Genomic DNA, 18,273 nt, shown 5'->3' with positions numbered 1-18,273 from the left:
CGTATTCATGGCCGGGCGGCGTGATCGGGTCGGTATGCTTCTTCTGAAGCATTGGCAGCGACCCGATGTAAAGCCTCCTCCAGAGAAATCCGCAGGACGGGCGTTCCTTCGGGGAAGGCGCTCAGCAGGCGCGAGGGGAATGCAGCGGAGAGGACCACGAAATGACCGCGGTCGTCGCGGCTGCGGATGAGGCGTCCGAAGGCCTGGGCCAGCCGGGCGCGGATGATGCCGTCGTCATAGCTGCCGCCGCCACCGGCGAGGCGCCGGGCCCGGTGCAGGATGGTCGGCCGCGGCCAGGGCACCTGTTCCATGACGACCAGCCGGAGCGAATCGCCCGGCACATCGACGCCGTCCCGCAAGGCATCGGTGCCCAGCAGCGATGCTGCGGGGTCGTCGCGGAAGATGTCGACGAGCGTGCCGGTGTCGATCGGGTCGACATGCTGGGCATAGAGCGGCAGGCCGGTTCGGGCCAGGCGGTCGGCGATCCGGCCATGCACGGCGCGCAGGCGCCGGATTGCCGTGAACAGCCCGAGTGCACCGCCGTGCGAGGCCTCGATCAGGCGTGCATATGCTGCGGCCAGGGCAGGGATGTCGCCGCGTGGGACGTCGGTGACGATCAGGACTTCGGCCTGCTTTGCATAGTCGAACGGGCTGGAGTGGGCGGAAAGGCGCGGGGTCACGCCGATGTGCTCGACACCGGATCGGGCCACCGCCTTGCCCCAGTCCTCGCCGTCGCGCAGCGTTGCCGAAGTCATGACGACGCCGTGTGCCGGTTCGAGGACGACCTTGGCGAAAGGCTTCATCGGATCGAGCCAGTGGCGGTGGATGCCGATGTCGAATTCACGCGCCTCCGAGCGGTCGACCGCCAGCCAGTCGACGTATTCCGGGTCGGCGGGGCCGCCCAGCCGTTCGAGCAGGGCTTCCCATGCCGAAAGCAGGTCGATGCGCCACGATAGCGAATGGCGGGCGCCCTCGATTCGGGCGCGGCCCTGGCCGTCCAGCCAGTCGGGCGGATCTTCCAGCAGGGCTTCCAGTCTCATGCCGAGTCGCATCAGCGGTTGGCGCAAGTCCGCGAGTGCCTCACGCGCGGCCTGCGAGACTTCGATGAACGTGCCGTCGAGGCCGGCCGCCTCGGTTTCGAGGCCGTATCCGGCTTCCTGTCCGCCGCTCTCGTCGCGCGCGTAGACAGTGGCTCGCACCGAGGCGAGCAGGTCTTCAAGCGGTCCGGATGGCGCGCCTTCATTGATCCGCTGCATCCAGCCGTCGCCGGGCAGGGCTTCAGCGGCGGTGCGCGCGGCGGCAATTGCCTTGGCGCCGGCCTCGTCGTAGCTGACGATATCGGCAAGCCGCGCGGAAAGGCCGCGACGCCGACCGCGCGAGGCCTTTTCCGGACCGATGACCCAGCGGCGTAGCTCGATCGTCTCACTGCCCGACAGCGCCGCCGCGAAAGTTGAATCGGCGGCGTCGAAAACGTGATGCCCTTCGTCGAAGACGATCCGCGTGGGCCGTGCGGCATGATCGCGTCCGCGCGCGGCATTGACCATGACCAGGGCGTGGTTGCCGATCACGAGGTCGGCTTGCGCACTGGCTCGCGATGCCCGCTCGATGAAGCATTTGCGGTAGTGCGGGCACCCGGCATAGACACATTCGCCGCGCCGGTCGGTGAGGGCGGTGATGCCGCGCTGGCGGAACAGGGTTCCGAGCCAGCCCGGCAGGTCGCCGCCGATCATGTCGCCATCGCGGGTATAGGCCGCCCAGCGCGCGACGAGCTGGGCCAGGATCGCCGCGCGTCCGGCGAAGCCGCCCTGCAATGCATCCTCGAGGTTGAGCAGGCACAGGTAGTTTTCGCGCCCCTTGCGCACGACGACGGGCTGGCTGCCGTCCGGCCGCCGCTCCGGCCACGCGCGGCGGCTCTCCTGCCGCAGCTGGCGCTGCAGGGCCTTGGTATAAGTCGAAACCCAGACAGTGCCGCCGGACAGGGCGCTCCACAAAGAGGCGGGGGCGAGGTAGCCCAGCGTCTTGCCGATGCCGGTGCCTGCCTGTGCCAGCAGGACATTGGGCTGTCCCGATGCCTTGCGCGGCGAGAAGGCGGCGGCGGACTGGGCGGCATAGGCCCGCTGCCCTTCGCGCTGCTCGGCCTTGGCCCCGGTCAGCGTCTGCAGCTGCTGCAGTACATCGGCCTCGCTAAGCTCCACCTGTCGGGGCTGGGGTTGGTCCGCTGTTTCCTCCCACTCTGGCAGACGCGAGAAGAGCCAGCGTTCGGCGCGCTGGGGCTTGGCGATGCGCGTTCCCAGCAGTGTGGCCCAAGGCCAGCGCATGCGCACCAGCGACTGAAGCGAAGTCCAAGCGCCTTCGCGTTCCTGCCAATCCGGGCTTTCGCAAGTCTCCAGCAACCTGCCGGCAGCTTCCTGCAGCAGGCGCGGGACATCGGGTTCGCCGTCGGGCTCGGTCAGGTCGAGGGCATGGGCCAGGCCCTTGGGCGTGGGCACGACGAAGCGGGCCGGATGCACGAAGGCGAAGAGTTCGAGCAGATCGAGCCCGGACAGGTCGGGGTAGCCGAGCCGGGTTGCCAGGAGCGGGGCGTTGAGGATGAGCAGCGGCGTATCGGCCGCGGCCATCATCGCTTCGCCCTTCGAGACGGTCCGCGTGGCCGCGTTGCCGTCGCGCAGCCAACTGCCGCCATGGCTGGCATGCAGTGCGGGAAGGGAAAGCGCGGACATATGATCCGGTCTTAGGGATGCCTTGCCTGATTTGGAAATGGCTCTGCGTCGCTTCCCGCAGGAAATTACGACTCGTTACAAATTCGCGTCTTGCAAAAATCCTTCTAAGATATATCTTGAGGCCATCATGAAGATTGATGGAAGCATAATGAGACAGATGAACAGTAACCCCAGGCGCGGCGGACACGGCTTCGTGCGCGACGATCATGCCATGGACATCGCCTTCGAACGGCGCGCCCGGGGCATGCACGGACGCCGTGGAGGTATGCGCGGCCCCTTCGGACCGGGACGCGATGGTTTGGACGATGAACTCTTCGACGGCCGCAGGCACGGCCGCGGCGGTCGCGGAGGAGGAGGCGGTCCGGGCTTTGGCGGCGGTCGCGGCATGCGCGGCGGTCGGCGTCGGCGGATATTCGACCAGGGCGAACTGCAGACGCTGCTGCTGGCCTTGATCGGGGAAGCCCCGCGCCACGGCTATGACCTGATCCGCGAGATCGAGGCCATCTCGGGCGGCGAATATGCGCCCAGTCCCGGCGTGGTCTATCCTGCCCTGACCTACATGGAAGAGGCAGGTTGGATTGCGGTCGGCTCGGACGAAGGGGCTCGCAAGTCCTACGAGGCCACCGAAGAAGGCCGCAAGCACGCCGAGACCGATGCCGACAAGGCAAATGCTTTGCGCCAGCGCCTGGCGGCTTTGGCAGAGGCCCGTGAGAAGGTCGACCCCGCGCCGGTTCGGCGCGCCATGCACAACCTCAAGACCGCCGTATTCGACCGTCTTTCGGTCGAAGGTGCGGACCGGGATTTCATCCTGCGGGTGGCGGAAGCCATCGACGAAGCCACGCGCAACATCGAAAGGATCGAGAAATGAGCACAATCGCAGCGAAAGTCGCCACGCCGAACGGCGGCAAGTACGTACGCCAGGTCTGCAAGCACTGGAGCCACAAGTTCGAGGTCGAAGTCGAGGGCGATACCGGCAAGGTCCATTTCCCGTCTGCCGTCACGACGATGGCGGGAGACGGGGAAGGCATCGCGATCGAGATCACCGGGGAGGACAAGGCAACGCTCGAACGCCTGACCGAAGTGGTGGCAAACCATATCGACCGCTTCGCGTTCCGCGAAGGATCGCTCAACTACGAATGGTCCTGGCAGTAACCCGGCGCAATACTGCCGGAATCGGAAAGACCCGGCAGCAGGCCGCTGACGGCGTGCTGACGGGTCTTTCACCGCAGCGGTGCCGCGGCGAAATGGCGCGCTGGCCTCGCTTCAGGCAGCGTTCTCGTTGACCGCCTCGGGGTTCCGTGCCCTTTCGAGGGGCAGCGGTTCCTTGAAGGTATTGGTGACATAGGGGAACGGGATCTCGATGCCCGCCTCGTCTAGCGCGGACTTCACGGCCATGACGATCTGGCTCTTGGTCAGGCGCAGGTCCTGCGCGACGGTGTCGGTCCACCACTGGACGAGGAAGTCGACCGAGCTGGCATTGAACTCCTGCGCGAAGACGACGACGCCCTTGTCCTTGTCCACCGCCTCGACGCTTTCGACGGCCTTCTGGATGACGTCCTGGGCTGGGCCGAGGTCCGTGTCATAAGAGACGCCGACGACGATCTCGTTGCGGCGCAGGGCATGGTCGGTGAGAATGTCCACCGGGTTCTTGAACAGCATGGAGTTCGGAACGACGGTCAGTTCGCCCGAGAACTGCCGGATGTGCGTTTCGCGCAAGGTGATCCTCTCGACCTTGCCGCTGATGCTGCCGCAGATGACCGAGTCGCCGATGTTCATCTTGTCGCGCAGCATGATCAGCACGCCGGCGAGAAAATTCTCGAAAATATCCTGGAACGCAAAACCGATGGCGAGAGCGCCGACACCCAGGCTTGCGAAGGCGCCTGCCGGGGTGAAGCTGGGAATGGCGATCGTGAGGGCAATCAGCGATCCTATGATCCACACCAGCAATCGCACGAGGGTATCGAGCAGCTGCTTGAGATCGTTGCGGATTGCGGTTCTGCCGGTGATGCGATCGGCAATGCGCACGGCGGTTCGCGCAACGATCCATGTAGCCAGCAGAACGACAAGCGCTATGACCAGAGAGGGCAGGGCCTGCACGACTCCTTTGCCCATGGCCTCCAGTTCAGTGCGTAATGTTTCGACGTAATTCACGATTTCTTCGTCCCTTTCGGTCCCTTTTGAACGTAACGGGCCTGTCCCGGCCCGGTTCCAATGCAGCTTCGCGCTTGCGAAATGTCCGCGTTTCGAAGATGAGCGCCCCCATGACTGAGAATGCCCTGATCGAAGCCGCCCGTGTGTCCAAGGCCTGGCCCTTCCAGGAGGCCCAGAAGCTGCTCAAGCGCTATCCGGACGGCAAACCGGGTGGTGAGCCCATGCTGTTCGAGACCGGTTACGGTCCCTCGGGCCTCCCGCATATCGGCACGTTCCAGGAAGTTCTGCGCACGACGCTGGTGCGTCACGCCTACGAAACCCTGACCGGTGGCGCGCCGACTCGGCTGGTCGCCTTTTCGGACGATATGGATGGACTGCGCAAGGTCCCGGACAATATTCCTAACGCCCAATTGCTTGCGGACAATCTCGGCAAGCCGCTGAGCCGCATTCCCGATCCGTTCGGGAAGTTCGAGAGCTTCGCGCATCACAACAACGCGATGCTGCGCGATTTCCTCGATCGCTTCGGCTTCGAGTACGAGTTCGTCTCGGCCAGCGACCGCTACAATTCCGGTGCCTTCGACAGTGCACTGTCGAACGTGCTCTCACACTATGATGCCATCATGGGTGTCATGCTGCCCACGCTTCGCGAGGAGCGCCGCAAGACCTATTCGCCGGTTCTGCCGGTGTCGCCGACCACGGGCGCGGTGCTGCAGGTGCCGGTCGAAGTCCTCGATCCGGCCACCGGAATGATCCGCTTTGCCGACGAGGACGGCTCGACCGTCGAGCAATCCGTCTTCGGCGGCCATGCCAAGCTGCAGTGGAAGGTCGATTGGGCAATGCGCTGGGTCGATCTTGGCGTCGACTACGAGATGTGCGGCAAGGACCTGACCGACTCGGTGACGCAGTCGGGCAAGATCTCGCAGATCCTCGGGCGCCGTAAGCCCGAAGGGCTGATCTACGAACTCTTCCTCGACGAGAACGGCGAGAAGATCTCCAAGTCCAAGGGCAATGGCCTCACCATCGAGCAGTGGCTGACCTACGGGACCGAGGAAAGTCTTGGCTTCTATCTGTTCCGGGAGCCCAAGAGCGCCAAGCAGCTGCATATCGGCGTGATCCCCAAGGCGGTCGACGAGTACTGGCAGTTCCGCGGCAACCTTCCGGACCAGACGCTCGAAAAGCAGCTCGGCAATCCGGTCTGGCACCTGCTGCGCGCGACCGGCAACGGTGAAGGCGCGGGCGACACCCTGCCGGTGACTTTCTCGCTGCTGCTCAACCTCGTGGGCGTGCTGGGCGCCGATGCAACCGCCGATCAGGTCTGGTCGTACCTTGGCAATTACGTCGCCGATGCGACGCCCGAGGCGCACCCGGAACTGGGCGAACTGGTGCGCGCCGCCCTGGCCACCAACCGGGATTTCATCGCGCCGACGCTGGTGCGCCGCGCGCCGGACGCCCATGAAGCCGAAGCGCTCAAGGCGCTCGATGCCGAACTGGCCAAGGCTGGGCCCGACACGTCGGCAGAGGAATTGCAGAACACGGTCTATGAGATCGGCAAGAACGAGGCTTACGGCTTCGGTAATTTGCGCGACTGGTTCAAGGCGCTTTACGAAACCCTGCTGGGCTCCAGCCAGGGGCCGCGCATGGGCAGCTTCATCGCGCTCTATGGCATTCCCGAGACGCGCAAGCTGATCGCAGAAGCGCTTTCCAGCCAATGATGCAACTGCCCCGGCGCACGCCTGAGCAGCTGGCCGAGGAGCTTCTCGGCCGCAAGTTCAGCGAGCTGGGGCAGGAAGAACAGAATGTCCTGCGGCGCATTGCCGCGGGCACCCTGATCGGCCCCGATGCCGACGAGATCGCCGCGACCCATGCCAGCCGCGGTGACCGGCTCGCTGACCGGGTTGCGGCGGTCGGCGGCAGCTGGGGCTTCATCATTGCCTTTGGACTGGTGCTGATCGCCTGGATGCTCGTTAACAGCCATGTGCTGGAAGCCTTCGGGCTGCATCCCTTCGATGGCTACCCGTACATCTTCCTCAACCTCATTCTCTCGATGCTGGCTGCGATCCAGGCGCCGGTGATCATGATGAGCCAGAACAGGCAGGCCGACAAGGATCGCATTGCCGCGCGGCATGACTATGAAGTCAACTTGCGCACGCAGCTGGAGATTTTGCGGCTTCACCGGCGCTTCGATCACCTCATCGAATACCTCGAGGCGCGCCGCGCCTCGGAAGCCGGGGAGGAATACTGAACCTGCCGGGTAGTGAGGCGAGCCTGCGGGTTTACCTTGCCACGCCCGCGCGGTGGGGGCGGCTCGCGGCGATCCAGCCGTCTATCTTCGCTTCCAGCACCGGCAGGGGCAGGGCACCCGACCCCAGCACTTCCTCGTGGAAGGCACGGATATCGAAGCGCGCTCCGAGCTGTTCCTGCGCCTTGCCGCGCAGGCGCTGGATGGTGAGCGCGCCGATCTTGTAGGCGAGCGCCTGTGCCGGCATTGCGATGTAGCGATCCACCTCGGCTTCCGCGTCGCTGCGCCCCATGCCCGAATTGGCCAGCATGTAGTCGATCGCCTGCTGGCGCGACCAGCCCCTGGCGTGGATGCCGGTATCGACGACCAGCCGCATTGCCCTCAGCATCTCGTCGTCGAGCGTGCCCCAGTGCTGCAGCGGGTCCCTGTAGAAGCCCATGTCGTAGCCCAGCGTCTCGGCATAGAGCGCCCAGCCTTCGACGAAGGCGCTGTTGCCACCGTAGCGCTGGAAACCGGGGAGACTCTGGTCTTCCTGCGCAAGGCTGATCTGGAAGTGATGCCCCGGCACGCCCTCGTGCATATAGAGCGTGGTCATGCCGCTGAGGAAGCGGTGCGGCAGGTCGTAGGTGTTGTAGTAGAAGACGCCGGGTTTGCCGCGTTCGGGCGCGCCTTCGGAATAGCTGCCGCCAGCCTCGAACTTCTCACGATAGGCCGGGTAGGGTTCGATCAGCATGGGCGTTTCGGGCACCCGCTCGAACCAGCGCGGCAGAGCGGCGTCAACCTGCTTGCCGATGCGGGCGAAACCGTCGGAGAGCTGGCTGCCGTTGGTCGGATGAAAGCGCGGATCGCCGCGAATTTCGTCGAAGAATGCAGCGAGGGTTCCTGAATAGCCCAGCTGCCTGCGCACCCCGTCCATATCCCGCTGAATGCGGGCGACTTCCGAAAGGCCGAGCTGGTGAATGGCCTCCGGTTCCAGCGTCAACGTCGTCTCGCGCCGGATCAGAGCGCGATAGAGCTGCGTGCCTCCCTTCATTTCGCCAAGTCCGATGGAATCGCGGGCCTCGGGAAGGTACTCGGCCTGCAGGAATTGCCGCAGGCGCCGGTAGGCTGGCCAGATCGCCTCGCGGGTCGCCGACCGGAATGCCGGCGCGAGGGCCTTGCGGCTCTTGTCGGAGAGTGTCTCCGGGACCTGCCGGAGCGGGGCCGAGAAGGGCGAATCTTCGTAGGACTGGGCCAGCAGGGCGTCGATCTGGGCAATCATGTTGATTACCGTCAGGCGCGGTTCGACCACGCCTGAGGTCATGCCCTGCCGAAAGCGGGCGATGGCATTGTCGATCACGCGGGGAAAGGCCCGGTAGAGCGTGAGGGCGCGCCGGTAATCTGCCTCGTCGGCGTAGTCGTAAGTGCCGCCGGGCGCGATCATGGCGGGGAACTCGACATGCAGTCCGCCGAAATGGTTGAACGGCCGTACCCTGGTCAGGCGGCGCAGTTCAGGCTGGAGCCACGCCAGTTCGTCGTCCTTGAGCGCTGCGAACGCATCGTAGGAAATCTGGAGTTCGGGCGGCAGCGCGGCGCGGTCGACCGAGCGCAGCGCTTCGCGGCTTTTGCGGGCAGAGGCCTGCACGTCGCGATCGAGGGCGTCGGTGTACATGCGCTCGAACTGGGCGCCTCCCGTCGTGGCGCCGGCATAAAGCGGGGTCAGGGGATCGAGTTCGTCCTCGCGCTGCGCATCTTCGGCGAACAGGCGAAGGAGGCGCAGGCGATTGCGCTCTGCATCGGCCGCAGGCACCGGGTGCGATGGCTGGACGGCGGCCTCGGCACTGACCGGCAAGGTCGGAAAGGGGAGCGCGCAGGACAGGCCCAGCGCCAGGAGCGTAGCCGCGTTGCGAAATCTCATTGCCAGTTGCGAACCCGAAACCACTTGGTGACGACGTACTTGACGCCTCTGACGACTGGCCGGGCTGCATGCATGGTCAGCGGATTGGGGGTCCCGTCGGGCAATGCGTTGTTCCACAGCAGGAGGCAACCGGGTTCGGGCGGGATGCTCAGGCCGATGTGGGTAAAATCGGTCCGTCCGCCTTCCTCCACGGCGTTGAGGTAGATCATCGCGGTCCAGCTGCGCTGGCCGCCGCAGCGCCGCTCCTGCCGCCAGTAGCCAGCCTCGGTATCGAACCAGTCGCAATGCTCGTTGAAATACTGGCCGCATTCGTAGCGCTGGCCCTGCGCCGATTCCCCGCAGGACGGAGCGATGCCGGTAAAGTCGCTCAGGCGCAGTTCGAGATCGCGCACGATCCTGTCGTGGGTGTCGATGTCGCCCGAATAGCTGGTGCGGTAACCGTCCCAGCCTTCTTCTTCCAGCAGGCGGGAAGGGCAGGCGCAGGTGTCGATAAGCGCCATGAGGTGAGCGCAGTCAGCCTCGTTGAGGAAGCTGTTGGAGGTGTAGATTTCCACCGCCTCGACGGGCAGCCGCCTGACCGTGGGCTGGCCGGACAAGCGCTCCCGGACCGAAGCGCCGATCCTTGCAAGTGCCCTGCAGTCCGGATGAGGCGTGGCTGGCATCTCGATCGTGAGACTACCGGGAATGTTCCACAAATCAATCGCTTCGTTTCACACAGTAAAACCCTGCATGATTTTCGGCGCTCGCTGCGTGACCGGCATCGAAAGAAGGCCCCCGGCGCTGGTGCCGAGGGCCTTTCATTCGCCGTTCTTCTTGGGTTTACCAGAAGAAGTCGTAGATCACGTCGACCACTTCGCCGGTGTAGATATCCACCAGCAGCACGTCGTCGTAATAGCGGACCCAGCGGTAGGGACCGTAGACTTCCGGCAGCCTGTAGGACCAGGGATCGTCGATCCAGTAGCGTGAGCCGTAGAACAGCGATCCCAGCGAGAAACCGATGCCGATGCGCCGATACGAGTAATTGCTGTAAGGCGAGTAGTAGCGGCCGATCCGGTAGACCGAACGGTTGCGGGCCCGGTAATCGCGCCAATCGTAGCGCTTGTCGCGCCGCCAGTCCTTGCGGTCCCAGCGCCGCGCGTCACGATAGTCGCGCCGGTTGCTGTCGCGCCACTTGTCGTTGTCACGCCAACGGTTGTTGTTCCCGTCCCGCCACCTCTCGTTGTCGCGGCGGCTGGAGTTCGCGCGCGACTGGTCCCGCCAGTCCCGGCGCGTATCCACGCGGCGGTCATTCCGGTCGTTGTCGCGTCGCTCGACGCGCTGCTCGGTCTGTTTCGCGTAGTCGCCGCTGCGCATTCTCTGCTGCCAGGTGGACTTGCGCTCCTGTTCGCTGCGCTGCTCGCGGCTGGTGTCGCGCGAGGAGCGGTTGCCCGACCAGCTGCGGTTCTGTGTCGGCGTGGCTTCCTGACGCACGCGGTTGTCGTTGTTGGCGTTACTGCGCGACCAGTCGCGGCGAGACTCGTTCGACGAGGCACGCTCCTGACGCTGCGCCCGCATCTGTTCGCCCCGGTTGCTGTAGCCACGGCTCTCACTGCGGGAGTTGTCCGGGCGCGATGCCGCTTCCGCCACGCTGGGAGCGACGAGGCCGGCAACGGCAATGGCCATTGCGCCCCACGCTCCAGCTGAAAAAAGTGCACCCGCCTTCATGTTCATCCTTCTTGCCATATCCGGTCTCCAAAACCGGACGTGCCGCACGGCGATCGCGGCTCATCCTGCAATTGTTCTAGACCATGGGCGCTGTCCTGAACGTGAACCGGGATATGACTCTTTGTTAATGTAGGGGTGATTGAAAATGAACAGGCCGCCGATCCGGTATCCCGGAGCGACGGCCTGTATATCATGCCCGAGGCGTTTTCGTCAGCGCGTCAGCTTCTTGTAGGCAAGACGCGTGGGACGATCGGCCGCATCGCCGAGGCGGCGGCGCTTGTCTTCTTCGTAGGCCTCGAAGTTGCCCTCGAACCATTCGACGTGGCTGTTGCCCTCGAACGCGAGGATGTGCGTGGCCAGACGGTCGAGGAAGAAGCGGTCGTGCGAGATGACCACGGCGCAGCCGGCGAAGTTCTCGATGGCTTCTTCGAGCGCGCCGAGCGTTTCGACGTCGAGGTCGTTGGTCGGTTCGTCGAGCAGGAGTACGTTGCCGCCCTGCTTGAGCATCTTGGCAAGGTGCACGCGGTTGCGTTCACCGCCCGAGAGCTTGCCGACGTTCTTCTGCTGGTCCTGGCCCTTGAAGTTGAAGGCGCCGACATAGGCGCGCGTCGACATGTCGTGGCCGTTGACCTTCATGTAGTCCAGCTTGTCCGAGATTTCCTCCCAGACGTTGTTCTTGCCGTCGAGGTGGTCGCGGTTCTGGTCGACGTAGCCGAGGTGAACCGTCTGGCCGATCTCGATGGTGCCGGAGTCCGGCTGTTCCTGGCCGGTGAGCATCTTGAACAGCGTCGACTTACCCGCACCGTTGGGGCCGATGACTCCGACGATGCCGCCCGGCGGCAGGATGAACGAGAGGTCCTCGAACAGCAGCTTGTCGCCGAACGCCTTGGATATGCCCTTGGCTTCGATGACCTTGCCGCCGAGGCGCTCAGGCACCTGGATGACGATCTGGGCCTTGCCCGGCGTGCGCTGGTCCTGCGCGTTCTGCAGTTCCTCGAACTTGCGGATACGGGCCTTGGACTTGGTCTGGCGGCCCTTGACGCCGGCGCGGATCCATTCGAGCTCGTCCTTGAGAGCCTTCTGGCGTCCGGTCGCCTCGCGGTCTTCCTGCTCGAGGCGCTTGGCCTTCTTCTCGAGGTAGGTCGAGTAGTTGCCCTCGTAGGGGAAGTACTTTCCGCGGTCGAGTTCGAGGATCCAGCCCACCACGTTGTCGAGGAAGTAGCGGTCGTGGGTGATCATCAGCACCGCACCTGCATATTCCTTGAGGTGGTTTTCCAGCCATTCGACCGATTCCGCGTCGAGGTGGTTGGTCGGTTCGTCCAGCAGCAGGATGTCGGGCTTCTGGATGAGCAGGCGGGTGAGTGCGATACGGCGCTTCTCACCGCCCGAGAGGCTTTCCACCGACCAGTCGCCCGGCGGGCAGCGCAGGGCTTCCATCGCCACTTCGAGCTGGTTGTCGAGGGTCCAGCCGTCGACCGCGTCGATCTGGTCCTGAAGCTCGCCCATCTCGGCCATGAGGGCGTCGAAGTCGCAGTCCTCCGGCGGATCGCCCATGATCATGGAGATCTCATTGAAGCGATCGATCTTGTCCGCCGTCTCGCGCGCGCCGTCCTTGACGTTCTCGAGGACGGTCTTGCTCGTGTCGAGCTGCGGTTCCTGCGGCAGGTAGCCGACGGTGATGTTCTCGCCGGGCCATGCCTCGCCGGTGAAATCGGTATCGATGCCGCCCATGATCTTCATCAGGGTCGACTTGCCTGCGCCGTTCGGGCCGACGATGCCGATCTTGGCACCCTGGTAGAACTGCAGGTTGATGTTCGAAAGCACCGGCTTCTGGGCGCCGGGGAAGGTCTTTGTCATGCTCTTCATGACGAAGGCGTATTGCGCGGCCATCGGTTTCCTCTGGGATCTGGCGTGTCGGAATTTGCGGCGTGCTCTACAGGGGCGGGCCACCAGCCGCAAGGTTGCTGGCAGGTGGTCGTGTCGGTTCTTGCCGGAATGGCGCTGGGCCTGCGTCGAGAGCGTCGCAAAGTTGAATGGGAAATGGGAGTTGGAGCCCGCCCCGTCAAGATTTCGTGACCTGCCGTGAATTGGTCCGGTCAAGTTCTGAGACTTGGGATTGGAAATGTCGAGGCAGGGCGTTAGGCATTGTCCATGCTACGCAAAACCTTTTGCGCTGCCCTGCTTGCAGCGACCACTTTCGCCTCCTTCAACGCCGCTCCTGCCAGCGCTACGCCCACGCAAGGGTCAGGCGTCGCCTGGGACATCGTCGAAGGTCTCACCACCGAAATCGGCCCGCGCCTTGCTGGTTCCGAGGCCGAAGCGCGCGCCCGTGACTGGGCGCAGGCCCGGCTCAGAGCGCTCGGCTTCAGCGATGTTTCGGTCGAGGAGTTCAAGACCCTGGCCTGGCAGCGCGGAGAGGAACATGCCCGCCTGACGGCGCCCTATCGGCAGCCGCTGGCGATCACCGCTCTGGGTTTCTCGGTGCCGACCCCGGCGCAGGGCCTCAAGGGTCAACTGGTTTATTTCCCGACGCTGGCCGCGCTCGAAGCAGCCCCCGAAGGATCGCTGAAGGACAAGATCGCTTTCGTCGACCATGCCATGCGTCCCACGCAGGACGGTTCGGGTTACGGACCCTATGGCGATGTCCGCCGAAAGGGGCCGACGATCGCTTCGCAGAAAGGGGCTGCCGGCATCGTCATCCGCTCGGCCGGCACGGACAGTCACCGCAATCCGCATACCGGCGCCACGGTTTTCGCCAAGGATGTGAAGCCGATCCCGGCAGGGGCTGTATCCAATCCCGACGCCGACCTGATCGCGCGCATCGCCTCGCGCGGCAAGCCGATGAGCATCGACCTCAAGCTGATGGGCAAGCCGTTTCCCGATGCGCCTTCGGGCAATGTCGTGGCCGAACTGCCGGGGCGCGATCCTTCGCTGCCGATCATCCTGCTCGCCTGCCACCTCGATTCCTGGGACCTGGGCACAGGAGCGATCGACGATGCTTCGGGCTGCGGGATCATCACGGCCGCGGCCCTGGCGGCGCAGAAAGATGGTCAGACCCTGCGCACGATCCGCGTGCTGTGGTCGGGCAACGAGGAAATGGGCATCACCGGCGGCGGCGGCGATCATTACGTGAAGGTCCATGGCAGCGAACCCCATGCCGTTGCGATGGAAAGCGACTTCGGCGCCGACAAGGTCTGGCAGCTCAAGACGACTTTCGCCCAGGCCAATGCCGAACTGGTGGATAAGGTGAAGGCGGCGCTATGGCCGCTGGGCATCGTGCCGCATGACGGTCCTACCGAGGGCGGCGCCGACGTTGCCCCGATCATCGCGCACCAGAAGCTTGCCGTGATCGATCTCGGCCAGGACGGGATGCATTACTTCGACCTGCACCACACGCCGGACGATACGCTCGACAAGGTCGATCCGATTGCCCTGCAGCAGAACGTCGATGCCTGGACGGCGGTGCTCAAGGTCATCGCCAACACGCCGGAGCCGATCGCGTCGGTTCCGGCGGCTGAAGGCGGCGAGTAAGCAGCAGAGGCGTCAGGCGGCGGCAGCGATCCGCCCGGCAACGGCGACGAGCCGCTGGGCCTGTTCCAGGTGTAGCAGTTCGGTCATCTTGCCATCCACGCGGATCGCGCCTTTGCCGGCGTTTTCGGGCTGGGCGAAGGCGTCGATGACGCTGTGCGCCCAGGCCAGGTCCGCCTCGCTGGGTGAGAATACCGTGTTGCACGGCTCGACTTGCGCGGGGTGGATCAGGCTCTTGCCCTCGAAGCCGAACATCAGCCCCTGGCGCGCTTCGGCCTCGAATGCCTCGAGGTCGCGGAATTCATTGCACACGCCGTCGAGGATGGCGACGCCATGCGCGCGCGCGGCGGCAACCGCCATCGACAGGAACGGCAGGAACGGCGTACGGCAGGGCGTAAGCTGCGCGCGCATTTCCTTGGCGAGATCGTTGGTTCCCATGATCCACAGCGACAGGCGCGAACTGCGTGCGCATTGCGCAATGGCATCGAGATTGCCCACGCTCGCGCAGGTCTCGATCATGGTCCAGAGCTGCATGTCCTTGTGCGCCCCTTTCAGGGCGTCTTCATAACGGGCGATGTCGGCCGGGGAATCGACCTTGGGCACCAGCACGGCGTCGGCCCCGGTCGATGCGATGGCAGCAAGGTCGTCGATGCCCCATTCGGTATCGATGCCGTTGGCCCGGATGACGACTTCGCGGTGGCCGAAACCACCTTCCTCCACGGCAGCGACGGCAGCCGCGCGCGCTTCGGCCTTGAATTCGGGGGCTACGGCATCCTCGAGGTCGAAGATGACGACGTCGCAGGGCAAGCTGCGCGCCTTGGCAATTGCCTTGGCGTTCGAGGCGGGCATGTAGAGCGCACTGCGGCGCGGACGGTCAGTCGGTGCAGTCATCGTGTCTTCCTCTGGCTTGCCTGTTCCCTTGCGGCGGAGCGGGCCGCGGGGTCAAGTGTCTGGGAAGACCAAATGTCGGCGCCGCGAAGATCAGCAGCCGATGGTTTCGAGGATGCGTTCGCTCTCCATCCACAGGCGGCTGGCCGCACGGTCGTCCCGGGCCTGCGGTGCCGGTTGGATCTCGGCCAGGTCGCGGAAATAGCGTCCGCCCTGTTCGCCGACTTCCGGCGAAGTGGCCAGCCACATGATCGTGCGGGCCGGGTGTTCGGGCGGAGTGCAGGGGCTGCGGGCCATGGCATCCTGGATCAACTCATCGCCGTGGCTGGCGAAGTTGGAGCCTACGCATCCCGGGTTTACCGCCTGGGCCACGATCCCCATGGGCGAGAGCCGGCGGTCCAGTTCGCGGGTGAACAGGAGGCTCGCCAGTTTCGCCTGGCTGTAGGCTTCGGTGGTTGCGAAACCTTCCAGCAGCATCAGGTCGTCCCAGTTCATCGCCTGGCAGCTGGCATGGCCGTCTGCTGCAACGGCGATGATGCGCACGGTTCCCGCCGGGGAATCCTTGGCTGCATACTCAAGCTGGGGAAGCAGTTCGCGCGTGAGCAGGAACGGGGCGAGATGATTGGTGGCGAATGTCGCCTCCAGCCCTTCGGAAGTGCGGTAATAGCCGTCTCGCACACCGCCGGCGTTGTTGACGAGTACGTGAATGCAATCGGTGAGCTGGGCGATTTCTTTCGCAATGCGGCGCACATCCGACATCTCGGTAAAGTCGCCGCGCAGGAAATCGACGCGTGCCTCGGGAGAGGCGATGGCGCGGATTTCTTCCTCGGCAGCATCGCAGCGCTCCGGCGTGCGGCCGGTGCCGATGACATGCCAGCCCATGAGGGCGAAGACTTCCGCCGTGGCCTTGCCGATGCCGGAGCTGGCGCCGGTAATGACGATCACGCGCCGATGACTTGACTGGGTCAATCTTCTCTCCCTCGGTGGCGAATGTCAGGAAACGATTGCCGGACGCGGGCGGGAGGTAGGCCAGGCGGTCCTGCCGATCAGGGCACGCGTGACGAGTTGCCTCTCCATTCGTCCTCTCTCCATGGCGCGTCCTGTCTCAGGATCGCGGCTGTTCCATAGCCGAGTCAGGCCAGGTTCAGGAAGATGTTTACGGTGAAACGGCCTGTGTTGTCGATACTTGGCCTCGGACGGCATCGCCATGCGTATCTTTACGGGTCATCTTTTCAAGGGCTGGACAGGCCCCATCACGACGCGCAGACTGAGGGCATGAAACGCATCCTAGCCCCCCTGTTCGCCATCGGATTCCTTGCAGCATCGTCGGTAGCGCAGGCTGCCCTGCCGATGGGCGCGACCGCGCCCGAGTTCAGCACCAAGGGTGCGAAGGCGGGCAAGGAGGTCGACTTTGACCTCAAGCAGGCGCTCAAGCGCGGTCCGGTCGTCCTCTACTTCTACCCCAAGGCGTTCACGCAGGGTTGCACCCTGGAAGCGCATGCCTTTGCAGAAGCGACGCCGGAGTTCGCGGAACTGGGCGCCACCGTCGTCGGCATGTCGGCCGACGATCTGCCTACCCTCAAGAAGTTCTCGACCGAGGCCTGCCGCGACAAGTTTGCCGTCGCCGTCGCCACGCCGAAGATCATCAAGGAATACGACGTCGCCCTTGCGCGGGATGGCAAGCCGCAGGGTATGGCCGACCGGGTGAGCTACGTCATCGACCAGAGCGGCAAGGTCGTCTTCATCCATTCCGATCTCGATTATCGCGATCACGTGAAGATGACCCTGGCGGCAGTGAAGGTGCTGGCGAAAAAGCGCCCCTGAACGGCGTAGCCTTGCGGCCTCTTGCGGGGCCTTGAACAATCCCGATATCTGCGGGTAGTAGCGCTGGCTTGTCGCCCGCTGATTGCGACCCGATCGCCGCGCCGCTTTACAATCGGCTGCACTTCGCTAAGCGGTGCGCCGCAGTTTCATTGGAGTTTCGTGCCATGCGTGCCGAAGGGCAGGCCCACATTGACCGTATCGAAAAGGCGCTCGCGCTTGTGCGCAAGTTCCTGGACTGGGATCGCGCGCTGCGCCGCTTCGACGAGCTGAACGCCCGCGTCGAGGATCCCACGCTCTGGGACAAGCCCAAGGAAGCCGAGGCGGTCATGAAGGAGCGTCGCCGGCTGGAAGCTTCGATCGGGACGGTCAACGAGATCAGCCGCGAGATGGCCGACGCCGTCGAGTTCATCGAGCTGGGCGAGATGGAAGGCGATGAGGACACGGTCAACGAGGGGCTCGCCACGTTGGCGCAGCTGGCCGATCGTGCCGATGCGGACAAAGTCCAGGCACTGCTCGCCGGCGAGGCCGACAGCAACGATACCTACCTCGAAGTCCATGCCGGTGCCGGCGGTACCGAGAGCCAGGACTGGGCCGAGATGCTGCAGCGCATGTATACGCGCTGGGCAGAGCGCAAGGGCTACAAGGTCGAGCTGGTCGACTATCACTCTGGCGAAGCGGCGGGCATCAAGAGCTGCACGCTGCTGATCAAGGGCGAGAACGCCTACGGTTATGCCAAGACCGAAAGCGGCGTCCACCGTCTCGTGCGCATCAGCCCTTATGACAGTTCCGCACGCCGTCACACCAGCTTCTCGTCGGTCTGGGTCTATCCGGTGATCGACGACAGCTTCGAGGTCGAGGTGAACCCGGCCGACCTGAAAATCGACACCTACCGCGCGTCGGGCGCCGGCGGTCAGCACGTCAACACCACGGACTCGGCGGTGCGTATCACCCACCAGCCGTCCGGGATCGTGGTTGCCAGCCAGATCGACCGTTCGCAGCACAAGAACCGCGAGATCGCGATGGGCATGCTCAAGGCACGCCTGTTCGAGGAAGAAATGCGCAAGCGCGAGGAAGCGGCCAGCGCCGAACACGCCTCGAAGAGCGATATCGGCTGGGGCCACCAGATCCGTTCCTACGTGCTGCAGCCCTATCAGCAGGTGAAGGACCTTCGCACCGGCGTCGTTTCGACTTCGCCCGGCGACGTGCTGGACGGCGAACTCGACGCCTTCATGGCTGCGGCGCTGTCACAGCGCGTGACGGGTGAAAAGGCCGACGTCGAGGATATCGACTGACCTGAGCGATGGGCCGCATGAGAGGTTTTG

The 18,273-nt window shown here is 64.6% G+C and carries 15 protein-coding genes; 7 read left to right on the top strand and 8 right to left on the bottom strand.

The window, feature by feature from the left end:
* Window positions 1–5 precede the first annotated feature (5 nt).
* Complete coding sequence (locus J3474_RS18405; protein WP_207095164.1) at window positions 6–2,720, bottom strand: ATP-dependent DNA helicase; 2,715 nt, start codon at window positions 2,718–2,720, stop codon at window positions 6–8.
* 157 nt (window positions 2,721–2,877) lie between these two features.
* Between J3474_RS18405 and J3474_RS18400 the strand changes: the two genes are divergently transcribed.
* Both J3474_RS18400 and J3474_RS18395 read left to right on the top strand, forming a co-directional pair.
* Entirely contained in the window at window positions 2,878–3,588 is a 711-nt protein-coding gene (locus J3474_RS18400) for a PadR family transcriptional regulator (RefSeq protein ID WP_242528476.1), read from the top strand.
* Window positions 3,585–3,872: a DUF2218 domain-containing protein gene (locus J3474_RS18395; RefSeq protein WP_013833791.1), complete on the top strand. Its 288-nt coding sequence runs from the start codon at window positions 3,585–3,587 to the stop codon at window positions 3,870–3,872. Before J3474_RS18400 ends, J3474_RS18395 begins: the two co-directional genes overlap by 4 nt.
* A 111-nt stretch (window positions 3,873–3,983) precedes the next feature.
* Here J3474_RS18395 and J3474_RS18390 read toward each other — a convergent pair whose 3' ends face one another.
* On the bottom strand, window positions 3,984–4,871 hold the full coding sequence (locus J3474_RS18390) for a mechanosensitive ion channel family protein (RefSeq protein WP_007015072.1): 888 nt from the start codon (window positions 4,869–4,871) through the stop codon (window positions 3,984–3,986).
* Window positions 4,872–4,981: 110 nt separating this feature from the next.
* Here J3474_RS18390 and J3474_RS18385 point away from each other — a divergent pair, with 110 nt between their 5' ends.
* Window positions 4,982–6,583 (top strand): lysine--tRNA ligase, encoded by a 1,602-nt coding sequence (locus tag J3474_RS18385; RefSeq protein WP_207095163.1) that lies wholly within the window; start codon window positions 4,982–4,984, stop codon window positions 6,581–6,583.
* Complete coding sequence (locus J3474_RS18380) at window positions 6,580–7,113, top strand: DUF1003 domain-containing protein (protein ID WP_013833789.1); 534 nt, start codon at window positions 6,580–6,582, stop codon at window positions 7,111–7,113. Before J3474_RS18385 ends, J3474_RS18380 begins: the two co-directional genes overlap by 4 nt.
* A 31-nt stretch (window positions 7,114–7,144) precedes the next feature.
* On the opposite strand, the gene J3474_RS18375 is transcribed toward J3474_RS18380, so the two are convergent.
* The 4 genes from J3474_RS18375 to ettA form a co-directional block, all read right to left on the bottom strand.
* Window positions 7,145–9,007: a DUF885 family protein gene (locus J3474_RS18375; RefSeq protein ID WP_207095162.1), complete on the bottom strand. Its 1,863-nt coding sequence runs from the start codon at window positions 9,005–9,007 to the stop codon at window positions 7,145–7,147.
* Window positions 9,004–9,603: a 2OG-Fe(II) oxygenase gene (locus J3474_RS18370; protein ID WP_308632949.1), complete on the bottom strand. Its 600-nt coding sequence runs from the start codon at window positions 9,601–9,603 to the stop codon at window positions 9,004–9,006. Before J3474_RS18370 ends, J3474_RS18375 begins: the two co-directional genes overlap by 4 nt.
* Window positions 9,604–9,826: 223 nt before the next feature.
* Window positions 9,827–10,669: an RcnB family protein gene (locus J3474_RS18365; RefSeq protein ID WP_207095161.1), complete on the bottom strand. Its 843-nt coding sequence runs from the start codon at window positions 10,667–10,669 to the stop codon at window positions 9,827–9,829.
* Between the two features lie 252 nt (window positions 10,670–10,921).
* Window positions 10,922–12,601, bottom strand: coding sequence for an energy-dependent translational throttle protein EttA (gene ettA / locus J3474_RS18360; protein ID WP_054948068.1), 1,680 nt, complete (start codon window positions 12,599–12,601; stop codon window positions 10,922–10,924).
* A 261-nt stretch (window positions 12,602–12,862) separates the two neighbouring features.
* On the opposite strand from ettA, the gene J3474_RS18355 reads away from it, so the two are divergent.
* A complete protein-coding gene (locus J3474_RS18355; protein WP_207095160.1) occupies window positions 12,863–14,242 on the top strand; it encodes a M28 family peptidase in 1,380 nt (459 codons plus the stop codon).
* A gap of 12 nt (window positions 14,243–14,254) precedes the next feature.
* Here J3474_RS18355 and J3474_RS18350 read toward each other — a convergent pair whose 3' ends face one another.
* Window positions 14,255–15,130, bottom strand: a complete 876-nt coding sequence (locus J3474_RS18350; RefSeq protein WP_207095159.1) for a CoA ester lyase — start codon at window positions 15,128–15,130, stop codon at window positions 14,255–14,257.
* Between the two features lie 90 nt (window positions 15,131–15,220).
* A complete protein-coding gene (locus J3474_RS18345) occupies window positions 15,221–16,096 on the bottom strand; it encodes an SDR family NAD(P)-dependent oxidoreductase (RefSeq protein ID WP_013833783.1) in 876 nt (291 codons plus the stop codon).
* A 306-nt stretch (window positions 16,097–16,402) separates the two neighbouring features.
* Between J3474_RS18345 and J3474_RS18340 the strand changes: the two genes are divergently transcribed.
* Window positions 16,403–16,951, top strand: a complete 549-nt coding sequence (locus J3474_RS18340; protein ID WP_207095158.1) for a peroxiredoxin — start codon at window positions 16,403–16,405, stop codon at window positions 16,949–16,951.
* Between the two features lie 164 nt (window positions 16,952–17,115).
* On the top strand, window positions 17,116–18,243 hold the full coding sequence (prfB, locus tag J3474_RS18335) for a peptide chain release factor 2 (protein WP_207095157.1): 1,128 nt from the start codon (window positions 17,116–17,118) through the stop codon (window positions 18,241–18,243).
* Window positions 18,244–18,273: the final 30 nt, after the last annotated feature.

This window comes from Novosphingobium sp. PY1 (assembly GCF_017312445.1).
Taxonomy (GTDB): Bacteria; Pseudomonadota; Alphaproteobacteria; order Sphingomonadales; family Sphingomonadaceae; genus Novosphingobium.
Note: the sequence above shows the minus strand (reverse complement) of the source record. Positions and strands in the feature narration are given on the sequence as shown.